13 protein-coding genes and 1 other RNA gene are annotated in these 12,818 nt (G+C 43.7%); 1 reads left to right on the plus strand and 13 read right to left on the minus strand.

The genetic code is table 11. The features are described from left to right. Nucleotides 1–154: 154 nt before the first annotated feature. The 12 genes from nadC to ylqF form a co-directional block, all read right to left on the minus strand. Nucleotides 155–994 carry a carboxylating nicotinate-nucleotide diphosphorylase gene (nadC, locus tag GM173_RS14970; RefSeq protein ID WP_203572199.1) on the minus strand — a complete coding sequence of 280 codons (840 nt, stop codon included), beginning with the start codon at nucleotides 992–994 and terminating at the stop codon, nucleotides 155–157. After that, nucleotides 991–2,361 carry a phosphomannomutase/phosphoglucomutase gene (locus GM173_RS14975; RefSeq protein WP_373309392.1) on the minus strand — a complete coding sequence of 457 codons (1,371 nt, stop codon included), beginning with the start codon at nucleotides 2,359–2,361 and terminating at the stop codon, nucleotides 991–993. The genes nadC and GM173_RS14975 overlap by 4 nt, the downstream gene beginning before the upstream one ends. Then, a complete protein-coding gene (locus GM173_RS14980; RefSeq protein WP_203572200.1) occupies nucleotides 2,358–3,356 on the minus strand; it encodes a YheT family hydrolase in 999 nt (332 codons plus the stop codon). Before GM173_RS14980 ends, GM173_RS14975 begins: the two co-directional genes overlap by 4 nt. Nucleotides 3,357–3,461: 105 nt before the next feature. After that, a complete protein-coding gene (ptsG, locus tag GM173_RS14985) occupies nucleotides 3,462–5,183 on the minus strand; it encodes a PTS glucose transporter subunit IIBC (protein ID WP_203572201.1) in 1,722 nt (573 codons plus the stop codon). 264 nt (nucleotides 5,184–5,447) lie between these two features. Beyond that, nucleotides 5,448–5,780: a PTS sugar transporter subunit IIB gene (locus GM173_RS14990; protein WP_203572202.1), complete on the minus strand. Its 333-nt coding sequence runs from the start codon at nucleotides 5,778–5,780 to the stop codon at nucleotides 5,448–5,450. A 12-nt stretch (nucleotides 5,781–5,792) separates the two neighbouring features. Continuing rightward, nucleotides 5,793–8,339 (minus strand): phosphoenolpyruvate--protein phosphotransferase, encoded by a 2,547-nt coding sequence (ptsP, locus tag GM173_RS14995; protein WP_203572203.1) that lies wholly within the window; start codon nucleotides 8,337–8,339, stop codon nucleotides 5,793–5,795. A 371-nt stretch (nucleotides 8,340–8,710) separates the two neighbouring features. Further along, a complete protein-coding gene (locus tag GM173_RS15000) occupies nucleotides 8,711–8,986 on the minus strand; it encodes an HPr family phosphocarrier protein (RefSeq protein WP_203572204.1) in 276 nt (91 codons plus the stop codon). Nucleotides 8,987–9,117: 131 nt separating this feature from the next. After that, entirely contained in the window at nucleotides 9,118–9,702 is a 585-nt protein-coding gene (locus GM173_RS15005) for a 5-formyltetrahydrofolate cyclo-ligase (RefSeq protein WP_203572205.1), read from the minus strand. A 9-nt stretch (nucleotides 9,703–9,711) separates the two neighbouring features. After that, a non-coding RNA gene (gene ssrS / locus GM173_RS15010) (6S RNA) lies at nucleotides 9,712–9,893 on the minus strand. Between the two features lie 16 nt (nucleotides 9,894–9,909). Further along, nucleotides 9,910–10,221, minus strand: a complete 312-nt coding sequence (locus GM173_RS15015; protein WP_203572206.1) for a cell division protein ZapA — start codon at nucleotides 10,219–10,221, stop codon at nucleotides 9,910–9,912. Beyond that, on the minus strand, nucleotides 10,218–10,418 hold the full coding sequence (locus GM173_RS15020; RefSeq protein ID WP_203572207.1) for a hypothetical protein: 201 nt from the start codon (nucleotides 10,416–10,418) through the stop codon (nucleotides 10,218–10,220). Before GM173_RS15020 ends, GM173_RS15015 begins: the two co-directional genes overlap by 4 nt. 155 nt (nucleotides 10,419–10,573) lie before the next feature. Then, on the minus strand, nucleotides 10,574–11,479 hold the full coding sequence (gene ylqF / locus GM173_RS15025) for a ribosome biogenesis GTPase YlqF (RefSeq protein ID WP_203572208.1): 906 nt from the start codon (nucleotides 11,477–11,479) through the stop codon (nucleotides 10,574–10,576). A gap of 347 nt (nucleotides 11,480–11,826) precedes the next feature. Here ylqF and GM173_RS15030 point away from each other — a divergent pair, with 347 nt between their 5' ends. Further along, nucleotides 11,827–12,351: a hypothetical protein gene (locus tag GM173_RS15030; RefSeq protein WP_203572209.1), complete on the plus strand. Its 525-nt coding sequence runs from the start codon at nucleotides 11,827–11,829 to the stop codon at nucleotides 12,349–12,351. On the opposite strand, the gene GM173_RS15035 is transcribed toward GM173_RS15030, so the two are convergent. Next, nucleotides 12,352–12,783, minus strand: a complete 432-nt coding sequence (locus tag GM173_RS15035) for a type IV pilin protein (protein WP_203572210.1) — start codon at nucleotides 12,781–12,783, stop codon at nucleotides 12,352–12,354. Nucleotides 12,784–12,818 lie beyond the last annotated feature (35 nt).

The raw sequence follows: 12,818 nt of genomic DNA on the forward strand, positions 1-12,818 counted from the left end.
TACGTCAACACCTAACGACGAAGAAAATCCAAACAAGGTGATAAGTTGTTGATTTAAATAGGAAGCAAATCGACGAGAAACTGAAGTAAAACTACAAATACAGAAGGGCGCTGCCGCGCCCTTAGAGACAATTAGATCTTCGCTGCTGCCTAATTTAAATTAATCGCATCGATAAGTCGATTGCGACTACATCTTTTGTGAGTTTGCCGATTGAGATGCGTTGCACTCCGGTTTCAGCAATCGCGCGTAAGGTCGTTAAATCTACCCCGCCTGACGCTTCTAAGATTGCTTTGCCTTCTGCACATTCAACTGCGTGCTTCATTTCAGTCAGACTCATATTATCTAATAGTATCGATGTCGCGCCTGCAGCGAGGGCTTGTTCAAGCTCGTGCAGATTTTCGACTTCGACTTGAACCGTAACATTCGACGGTGCAATTTCACGGGCAGTCGCTAAAGCATTAGCAATACTACCGGCAGCCAAGATGTGATTTTCTTTAATTAATATACCGTCGTATAAACCAATGCGCTGATTGGCACCACCACCGACCGTGACCGCGTATTTTTGTGCGCGACGTAATCCGGGGATGGTTTTACGCGTGTCGTGGACAACAGCGGAAGTACCCGCGACCACTTCTGCATATTGCCGCGTGACCGTCGCCACTGCCGACAAAGTTTGCAAAAAGTTAAGTGCCGATCTCTCTGCGGTTAGCAACGCCTGGGTATTGCCTTCTAGCTCACAAATTACGTTGTCTTTAATGACATACTGCCCTTCTTGCACTTTCCAGTTAACCACCACGCTAGCGTCAATTTGCCGAAACACTTCGTTAAACCACGCTTGACCACAAATGACGGCATTTTCACGCAGTACAATTTTGGCTTTAGCTGTTTGTGATGCTGGGATTAACTGGGCTGTCCAGTCGCAATCACCAATGTCTTCATTTAAGGCAACTGCGACATTGGCGGCAATCAAATGTTGCGGAGGAAGTTTCATCATTTCTCATCAATATGTGGAAAGGGTAAAGGAGCAATCGCAGTCGCAATTTCCTGCTGAATACGCTGCATAGCGGGAATGGTATCGGCTTCTATTCTTAATGTTAAAACGGGTGTGGTGTTCGAAGCGCGGATTAAACCAAATCCGTCGGTATATTCAATGCGTAAACCATCGATCGCACTGATTTGTTGGGAACTAGGAAACTGCGCATGCGCTGCAATCTGTGCAACTAAGCCATGGCCTGATTCGGTGAGCGGAATTTGTAATTCGGGCGAGGAATAACTGATCGGAAAATGCTTTAGCTCGATGTCGAGATCAACACCCGCCGCAACTTGTTGCAACAGTTTAGCGCCGGCATATAAAGCATCATCAACGCCCCAGTTCGCAAAGGCAAAATGACCCGATAATTCACCAGCGATTAGCGCGCCAGTTTCGCGCAAGCGGCGTTTCATATGCGAATGCCCCGTTGGAATTGCCTCCGAGGTACCTCCTAACGTTGACACCCATTGGCTCACAGCGCGGCTTGATTTTACATCGTATAAAACATGCCCCGATTGCTGCGACAATTCGGCAGTTGCAAACAGCATTAATAAACGATCGCCCGGAATAATTTGCCCGCTGCGCGTCACGACACCGAGTCGATCGCCATCACCGTCAAAGGCCAGACCCACATCAGCGTGTTGCGCCAAAACAGTCGTCTGCAACTCGAGAAGATTTTCGGCGACTTGCGGATCGGGATGATGATTTGGGAATAAACCGTCGACTTCACAATACAACTCAATCACCTCGCAACCTAATTCCCGATACAAGGTGGGCGCCAACGCGCCGGGCGAACCATTGCCACAGTCGAGGACTATTTTTAATGGCCGTTTCAAAGGTAATTGCTGTTTCAGTACTGCGACATATTCCTGCATCACATCAAATCGCTGCACGACACCACCAGTTTGTATCGGTAATTGCCCTTGTTCGATTCGTTGACGCAGCGCTTGTAAAGTCTCACCAGCAATCGTTTGCCCACCCAGCATAATTTTAATACCGTTGTAATCAGGCGGATTGTGGCTGCCAGTAATCATCATGCCAGAACCGCTCGCCTTTTTGAGTGCCGCATAATAAAGCAGCGGGGTGCAGGATAGGCCAAGGTCGAAAACCTGAACCCCTGCCTCGCATAAACCACGACTAAGCGCTGCAGCTATTGCTGGACTAGATAAACGACCATCAAAGCCCAAGGCAACGACGGCTTGATCACGCGCTATCGCCTCTGCGCCACAGGCGCGACCGACCCAATAGGCAAATTCTGGAGTCAGTAAATCAATTTTGCCCCGAATATCGTAGGCCTTAAACAAACTAGCGGGCACTGAAATCATAGTCATCGTGGCAATGGAAGGTGGTATTGAAAAAACCGCAGAATATTATCAGGTAACCAAGTTAATTTTCCGGGTGGAGTGCCGCTGACAAAGCCCACATGACCACCCTCAGCAGGTTGCAGCAATTTTACGCAACTGGGCATATCATGTTGATGGGGCAAGCTCGCCGCGGGTATAAATGGATCATTTAAAGCGTTAATAATTAAGGTCGGCAAGGTAATCTGGCTCAAGACTTGTTTGCTACTGGCACTGCGCCAATAATGATCAACGCTGTGAAACCCATGTAGTGGCGCAGTGACCAGATGATCAAACTCACGCATTGTCTTCACTTGCTTCACTTGTTGCCAATCTATATATGGATTTTCATTGAGTTTGAGCTTGAGCTGCGTTTTATAGCGCAGCGTACTTAAAAAGTTACGCGTATAGATATGCCGATTAATCCCTTGGTCTAATTGATTGCCGCTCGCCGTTAAATCCATTGGCGCGGAAATCGCCGCGGCCGCATCAATCACCATATTCGCCGCTGCACCTTGTTCGCCTAACCATTTTAATAGTGCGTTACCGCCTAATGATACGCCGACGGCAAAAATCGGTGAATCTGGGAAACCCTTGCGCATACGGCGCAGTATCCAATTAATTTCTTCCGAATCTCCCGCGTGATAAGCGCGTGGCAAGCGATTTTGCACATTTCCGCAAGTCCGAAAATGCGGCACTGCGCCGCGCCAACCTTGTTTGTAGGCTTGGGTAAACAAAGACAAAGCATAATGGCTGTGCGAGCTGCCTTCCAAACCATGAAATAACACAATCAATGGCGTACCAGCACGTCCAGCAGTCCAGTCCACCACGATGCTATCTAAATCTGGCGTTACCCAAGCTTCGCGGCGATAGCGCGCCGCCCGCCGCCACATAAATAAAGCAGGGTAAATAGTCTGCGCATGACCACCTGGTAGCCATTTTGCAGCTTGAAATTCGGTAAAAACTAATTTTTTTTCACGTGCCATAGAAAGAGTTTGGCGCAAAGTTGATGCTAAATCTAGCTTTGTTTAAACGAAAAAAAGCCCATCGATTTGATGGGCTTTGATTCATGAATTTCAGCAATCAATGAATTAGGCCAAAACAGCGGCTGGATCACCGACAATTAAATGCAGCACATTCCCATCAAGTTTAGCCACTGCGGCAACGCCAGCTGCCAACGCGGCAGATTCATTAAATTGACTCACATCTTTTAAATGAACCCGTACTCGTGTTGCAGCAATTGAAGCCACTTCGCTGATATTGGCCTGACCACCCAATGCCGCCAACAAGGCTTGATTATGAATCTCACCGGCTTTTGCAGTAGGTATTGCTTCAGAATTATTGCTAACTGATGCAGCCAAGCCCATACCGCCTGATTTTAAATACTCAGACATATCCGTTTTCAAATTTTCTGAGCGAGTACCAAAAATTGCCTGCATATTATTGCCCACTTGCATCACACCCGCTGCACCCAGGGCTTTCAGTGAGGCTTGATTCACTTTTGCCGCATCGGCAACAGAAATCCGCAAACGAGTAATACACGCATCTAAGCTCTTGATATTTTCTGCACCACCAAAAGCCACCACCAAATCATGCGCCATGCCCTGACCGCTAGCTTCTTGTTTCGTCGAATCTGCGGCAATATCTTCGCGACCTGGTGTTTTCAGATTCCATTTCACAATCACAAAGCGGAACACACTGTAGTAAATAGCGCCGTAAATTGGGCCAATAATTAATACATACCACCAGTTTTTCGCATACACACCAAAGGCATTAAAGATTAAGAAATCAATACCGCCTTGAGAGAAGGTAAAACCCATATGCATGTTTAAGGTGTTGGCGATAAATTGTGCTGATGCCGCCAAGAAAGCATGAATCACATAGAGCACAGGTGCCACGAACATAAAGGCAAATTCAATTGGCTCAGTAATCCCTGTTAGGAATGAAGTCAGCGCAGCGGAAATCATAATACCGCCGACCATCACTTTATTTTCTGGCTTTGCAGTGTGCCAAATCGCAATTGCTGCCGCTGGCAAACCAAACATTTTGAAGAAAAACGCACCAGACAAAATACCGGCAGTTGGGTCACCGGCAAAGAAACGCGCGATATCACCGTTCACCACTTTACCTGTCGCATCGGTAAACGCGCCGATTTCAAAGAAAAATGGTACGTTCCAAATATGATGCAAACCGAACGGAATCAACAAACGCTCAACAAAACCATAAACGGTTGCTGCCATACGTGGATCTGAATGCGCCGCCCATTGTGAGAATGTGTTGATCACGCCTTGCACTGGTGGCCAAACAAACGACATCAGCACACCAACAAAAATCGCCACAACGCCCGTTACAATCGGCACAAACCGTTTACCGGCAAAAAAGCCTAAATACGGAGGCAATTCAATTCGATAATATTTATTGAATAAGGTTGCTGCCACGCCACCGATAATAATCCCGCCAAATACGCCGGTTTCCATCGATTTCATGCCCATCACCATCGCTGGCTCAACACCCATAACCGGTGCCATCACCCCCATCGTGGCCAGTAACACCACAAAACCGACCGATGCGGCGATTGCCGCCACACCGTCATTTTCGGTCAAACCTAAAGCAACACCAATTGCAAAAATCAATGGCAAGTGACCAAAAATCGCGCCACCACCTGCTGCCATTAATTGCGAAACAATACTTGGAATAAACGAAAAATTAGACGCCCCAATCCCGAGCAATAAACCCGCCACGGGCAACACAGCCACTGGCAGCATCAATGCTTTACCAATTTGCTGTAAGACTGCAAACGCATTCTTGAACATTTTATTCTCCAAAAGGCGAAATTTATGAATCAATCAGTTTATCGCCGGTTTATTAAAATCATGATTTATTTTGTTACATAAAATATTGTTTGCCTATGCAGCAATCACCTTACAGGGATATACCTTAGCGGATTAACTTAAAAATATTGTTTTATATCAAGGTGATAATATTTTAAAACCAAGTTCAATGTAAACAACATAATATTTTATAGCAAAAAAAAACCACCATAATTCATGGTGGTTTTTTACTAAGCACACAAAAATTTACATAATCAAATGAAGTGTAGTGCCATCAATTTTAGCGATACCTGCAATGCCAGCATTTTTAAGTGCATTTTCATTTAGTAATGCGCCATTAAACAACTCAACCCGCACACGCGTCGAAGCGATGAACTCTTCCACACGTACATTGGCTTTACCACCTAATGCGGCATACCACTCTGGCTTAAGTAATTCAGACTTCACAGCTGGCACAACCTCAGCTTGAATTTCTTTCTCTACTCGCACTGGGTTGATGGCCGCTTGTTGATTGCCACGCATCGTCCAACCAATTGCAATTCCAATCACCAAAGCAATTACTGCGATTACTAGTACCATTTCAAATTCCTTTTAATCAACCAACTGAGATAAACGGGCGCGTACTTCGGCTGCAGTACCCAATTGCAAGACTTCAGCAGCTAGTTTTTCACAATCGGCTTTGTTCAAAGTACGTACCAAAGCTTTAATCGCTGGAATCGTTGGTACGCTGGCTGACAATTCATCAACACCTATACCCAGCAACAGTGGAATAGCCATTGGGTCTGAGGCAATACCCCCACATACACCAACCCATTTACCATGAGCGTGTGCGCCTTTGACTGTCATATTGATCAAATTGAGTACGCCAGGATGCATCACATCGGCTTGTTTGGCTAATTTTGGATGGCCGCGATCCATTGCCAAAGTGTATTGCGTCAAATCGTTAGTACCAATCGAGAAGAAATCAACTTCACGGGCAAATTGCTCGGCCATCACAGCGGTCGCTGGCACTTCAACCATAATCCCGACTTGTACGTCTTGAGTGATGCCCAACGCCGCTTTTTCTTCCGCGACGATACGTTTCACTTCGCGTACTTCTTCTAGGCTAGTAATCATTGGGAACATAATAGCCAGCTTCGAATAAGGCGCGGCACGGAGTACTGCGCGAACTTGAGTATGCAAGAGTTCAGGCTCAGCCAAGCACAAACGAACACCACGAACACCAAGGAATGGATTTTCTTCGGCTGGCATTGGCAAGTAAGCTAATGGTTTATCACCACCGACGTCCAAAGTACGCACGACAAAAGTACGATCATTGCCCAATGCTTTGGCAATATCGATGTAAATCTGGCTTTGCTCTTCTTCGGTTGGTGCGTCAGTACGTTCAAGATACAAGAATTCACTACGTAATAAACCTACGCCTTCGCTGCCAAGCTTCACACCTTGCTCGGCGTCATCAAGCCCGCCAATATTGGCAACCACTTCAACGTGCGTGCCATCCTTGGTCACCGCAGGCTCAAAAGCCGCAGCTAATTCAGCTTCGCGTTTGATGGCTTGTTTTGCTTGCTTTTCACGAATGTCAGTGACTTCGGCTTCTGATGGATTTTTACGCAAAGTACCACGTGTGCCATCCAAAATGACAGGCATGCCATTAGTTAAAGCCAAGGCATCTTCATCAATACCGCAAATTGCAGGGATATTCAAAGAGCGCGCTAAGATAGCAACGTGGCTGGTTGCACCACCACCTGTGGTACAAAAACCGAGGACGCGAGTACGGTCAAGGCTAGCAGTATCCGATGGAGTGAGATCTTCTGCGATTAAAATCGCATTTTCTGGCACCACCATCGCAGCTTCTTCAATGCCCGCGATCAAACGTAATACGCGCAAACCGACGTCGCGGATATCATTCGCACGACCCGCCAAGACTTCATTTTTTAACGCAGCTAATTTTGCTGAATAGGTGTTGTAGGCATCTTTCCATGCAAAACCGGCACTTTTGCCATTCGTCATCCCGGCTATCGCAATCGCTAACAAATCAGGATCTTCCAACAACTCTTGGTGCGCAGCAAAAATCTCGGCTTTACTTTCGTCGCTAATTTCTGATTTAAGATTTTCTAATTGCTGATGAGCGTCTTTGAGTGCTTTATCAAAGCGACGACGTTCAATTTCTGGCGTTTCACCAGTTTCTTCCACTTCGATTTCAACTTGTTTCACTTGGAAAATCTGACCCACGGCTAGACCTGGGGAAGCAGAAACACCAGTTAATACGTTTGGATCTTCTGATTTTGGCGTTGCTTTCGCGACTTTGATTGTGTCCATTGGTTTTGGTTTTACTTTTGGTGCCACACCACCCACATCTTCACCACAACCACTCAAAATCAAAGCCGTGAGCGTTTTGATTGCGCCAGAGGCATCTGGTCCAATCGCACGAACACGAATTTCATCACCGTTTTGCACTTCCAAACCCATAATCGCCACGACCGATTTGGCGTTCGACTCTTGTCCGGCACGAACTAATTTCACATCTGATTTAAACGTTTTAGCGGCATTAGCTAACACAGCGGCTGGACGAGCATGTAAACCCGTTGGATTTGGAATACGAATTGGATCTGAATACGCCTCACCAGATGCATCGGCGGTCGTTGAATTTTGCACGACACCATCGACCATCACTAAAGTTAATGCTGCATCCTTACCACCGACAACTAAGCCTTTCGCTGGCGAATAGCTGGCGACTTTTTCACCATTCGTAATCACCATTTGAGTCAGTAATGACAGCGCTTTACGGCCAACTGCATCCATATCGAATTCAATCAAAGCTTGCCCTGCGTCGACAATATCGCCTTCTTTTACTTTTGTAGTAAAACCTTGTCCTTTGAGCATAACAGTATCAAGACCGATGTGAATCAGTACTTCTAGCCCATTACTTGCAACTAAGCTAATCGCGTGTTTAGCAGAATGAATCTGAGTGACTTTACCCGTCATTGGAGCAACAAGAACATTACTCGTTGGATCAATCGAAATTCCATCGCCCACCATTTTTTGAGCAAAAACGGGATCTGGCACAGTCTCTAATGGCACCATCACACCCGAAAACGGAGCTAATAATACAAATTGCGAAGCTGGATTTGTCGACATAACAACCTCTGTTGGTTTAATTCTTGACTACACAGATCATCCAATGATCTGCATTGATAAATGGCTTATGCGTTTTAATGTTGATTAGTTTACCGCCTGCATCCCAGTGGCATACAGCGTACTATTTCTGATTTAATTAGTAAATTTTGCCAAACGTTGAAAGCTGTTTGCTTCCCAATTTTATTTTGGCTTGCATTTTTATCGTTCTAAATTATTCACACATTGTGTTTAATCAGTTTTCACAAGCTGGTTTACCTGAAACTGTATTTCTTTACATTTATTAACAAACTACATGAGTTTTAAGACATTTCAATGAACAGTAATATAAACAAATAGGGTGGCTCAGCCACCCTATTTTTAAGTGCATTTTTTTAGCTCTCGCCACATCCCGAAGCAATAATTGCTGTTACTGCTTTGATCGCCTCATTCGCATCCAAGCCATCGGCTTTAATTTGAATCTGATCCCCTTTACTGACATCCAAGCCCATCACCGATACAACTGACTTGGCATTTGCTTCAATACCTTTGTAAACCAACTTAATATCAGCCTTATATTGCTTCGCGACATTGACTAAATTTGCTGCGGGTCGCGCATGCAAACCCGTCGCATTCACAATACTCACAGGGGAAGAAACAACAGCAGCCATAATGTAACCTCATTTTGATGAAATCAATTGGGATCAATGCAATTAGCATAGAACATTCACATCATCTTAAACAAGGCAGTTAGTAGTGTATGTCAGTAATTTCACTAGGCTTTAGCTTAATTTGCGTTAAATCAAACCGGACGATAGTAAGCAAGCTCGGTCGCGATCGCGTCTAAGCGCAAATCCCATGGTTCAGATGGTAGTGCTCCAACACGCTGAGATTCAAAAGCCAAACCGATCAAACATGGTTTTTTCCAAGATTGGCGGTTGCGACGAAATGTAAATGTCGTATCGTAAAAACCACCACCTTGCCCCAAACGAGCCAACGATTGATCAAAACCCAGTAATGGCACAAATACGACATCAAGATTACGTGCCTGGCAATGTTCGGTATGAAATGGAATGGGTATGTTGTATGCCCCAATTTGCCAAACTGAATCTTGATTCAAACGCACAAAACTCATTTTTCGCCCCACCGCAGGCACTACAGGCAAATAAACCAGGCAACCTCGACGCAGGGCCAAAAAAATTAATGGCCATGCCGAAAATTCACTGCCAACAGCGACGTACAAGGCAATTTTTTTTCCACGACGAAGTTTTTGCAATATTTGTGGGCAATGCGTCACGGCCCAAGCTGCTGATTGCCGATCAGCAATTGAAATCGCCGCACGAATTTGGCGTAACTGGCGACGTAATTGAGATTTTTGCGTAATCACAGAGAATGAGGGCTTCCCACAGTGCCGTTTCGATTCGCATCTTGAACCCATGGTTCAAGTTGTTGCCGGTCAGATGCCATCAGGTGCATTCAACGAGGAATGCTCACAACAGGCGTCCAGATGACTGGCAAACGTGCTATACAGCTTATCGGTTCAAAGATTTAGAACCGTCGCGAACACCGCAGGAAAGCTAATGGTCTCGACGCTTTAGAACAATTCTGTTTGTTCTTGCAAAACCGCATCGATTGTTGAATTCATATGGTCAATTTTACGCTGAATACGGCCAATGTCAAAGCCACCTTCAACTTTGGTACTCAAAAATTCATGCGTCATATTGAGTGCAGTCATAATCGCAATCTTTTCAATACCAATCACTTTGCCTGCCGCGCGAATTTCGTGCATACGCGTATCAAGCAGTTGTACTGCCTGCAGCAAAGTAGCTTCTTCATCCGTGGGGCAAGCGACACGAAATTCACGCCCCATGATAGAAATATCGAGTTGCTTAATTGATTCGCTCATAACACATCCTCAGGAAGCTTCGCCAAAATTGCGCTTACTTTCTCTTTGGTGCCTGCAAGTTTATTGGTCAGCTGCAGCTGTTCTTGCTGTGCAAGCAACAGCTCTTGGCGTAAAACGCGATTTTCTGCGCGCAATTGTCGACAAAGCGCAGCAAGCTGCGTCACTTTGTCTTCTAAACCACTGAGTTCAACTTCCATATATAAGCGTCCTCAAAGCATCAAGGCTAAATTACATCATTCCAAACCAAGCTAATTATTGCGCAAAGCCACTAAAAAATCACACCATTGATTAGAAATCGATGTATATGGCGACAAGCTATAATTTTACTTAGTTACCAGCCAATACTACTAAATTATTCATCGACATTTTCAACGATTTCATCGACTACATCAACGCCATAACTCAAATCAACGCCAATAAAGTCATCTGGCACTTCCAAAGTCATACGGCCAATCGCCTTGCTACGGTAATCGGTGATAATCAAATCAGCAGTTTTTTGTTCATCAATCACACCACCGGCCATTAAGGCACCACGCTTACGTCCGATCAAGTTAAACAACTCATCGACCGTACCATCTAGATTGGAGAGCTTGTAGCGTGCCATCAGCTCTTTAGGATAGCGTTCACGCAACGCTTCGATCGCAAAATAGGCAACCACGACTTCATCATAGGCATTACGGCCAATTGAACCGCCCAAGGCAAGACGAAAACCAGATGGCTCATGCGTGACCTTAGGCCACATCAAACCCGGTGTATCGTACAAAATAACACCATCAAGTGTCTCAATCCGCTGCTGCGACTTGGTTACCCCTGGCGTATCTGCCACTTTAGCCACTTTACGTTTGGCCAAGGTATTGAGCAAAGTCGATTTACCCACGTTGGGAATCCCCAAAATCATCGCGCGGAGTGGTTTTTCAGCATCATTGCGAAACGGCGCTAATTTTTTACACAGCACCGCAATCTGTTTGATCGCCGCAGCTTTGTTATCTTCACCCATCAACAAAGCTTCAGTGCCAGATTGCTGGCGGAAATAGTTCAACCACAACTGGCTTAGCTTCGGATCTGCTAGATCAGCTTTGTTAATGATCTTCAAAGCTGGGCGCTGACGATGCAAACGTAACTTCTCAATCATCGGGTTACTACTGGACAACGGCATCCGTGCATCGACGATCTCAATCACCATATCCACCTTGGCCATCGTCTCTGCCACTTTCTTTTGCGCCACATGCATATGACCCGGAAACCACTGAATCGCCATCGAACATCCCCTAGAAAACCCGCGATTATACAGCTTATTCACACAAGCCTATATAAATCAGTCACTTAAAATGTGTGGAAAAGAATAAGAGCTGTGGATAAGTGTTACCCACAGCAAAGCTTCAAAATAGAACACAAATTACCCACAGCAGCAGCAAGACTTGTACCTCCCCATGTGGATAACTTAAGCTGTTGAAAAATATGAGCTTTTAGAGTTATCCACAGAAATTTCAATCCTTATCTATTACTACTATCTTTTACTTATCAATATATATATAAAGAAGAAATACAAAAAGAAGTCTGCGTCATCTAAAATAATTTCATAAAACTTACTTACCCTAAAGATCAATGAATAAAAAAACACTTCTTATCTCAATTATTATTTCAATAAATATACATTTATTGATTTTTCTTTTATTTTTAAATAGCGAAAATTATGGACCTAAAAATTACAAAAAAGAAAATTTCGAGTTTAAAGTTAGCTTCGAAAAAGAAAAAATTAAAGTAAATTTAAAAAATAATGATATAAGCATAAGTAATTATAAGACGAAATATTCAATGCCTGATTATGTAAATAATTTAACCATTTCAAATGAATACATTGAAAATATAATTAATTTTGAAAAATTTAAAGATAATGAAGCAATACTATTAAACAGTGAAGAATTTGAGTTTTCAAATGAAATTGATGTAACTTTTAAAGCTAAAATTTACATCAACGAAAAAGGGATAGTTGAAGATATTGTAATTGAAAATACAAATATTGAAGATGAGAAATTAAAAGAATTAAAACTAATAATAGGGAAGTTTAAATTTAAACCTGCAATAAAAAATGGTAAGGGAATTCCTAGTACAAAAGAAATAGCATTTTAATTACCACTTATTTTCAGAGTCATCAGAAAAATCAACAGTACCGTTATTATTTTTATCCCAACCTTTACGACCTGTATGAGTTAGTACTAATTTACCATCACTAGATTGACTTCCTTTTGGAGTTGCAGTCAATGTGTAAGTAGAGGGCTCACAATTACTTAATGCAATATCATAATATTTTGTAGTTCCATCAATTGGCGCTTCTGTAATTATACTAGTTGAACACACACCTGACTCACCATATTTATTTTCCGTAGTATAAATTCGTTCTAAAATATTTGCATTTTGTAATAACACTGTTTGAGCATCAGTTCTTCTTGTCTTTTTAATATAAATTGAATAATTTGGAATTGCAATTGAAGCAAGTATACCAATTACAGCAACTGTAATCATTAATTCAATTAAAGTAAAACCTTTAATATTTTTTAACATAACCACCTCGAAAAATGGGCTTTATAAAAAGCCCA

The sequence above is a fragment of the Deefgea chitinilytica genome (genome assembly GCF_016881405.1).
Classification (GTDB): Bacteria; Pseudomonadota; Gammaproteobacteria; order Burkholderiales; family Chitinibacteraceae; genus Deefgea; species Deefgea chitinilytica.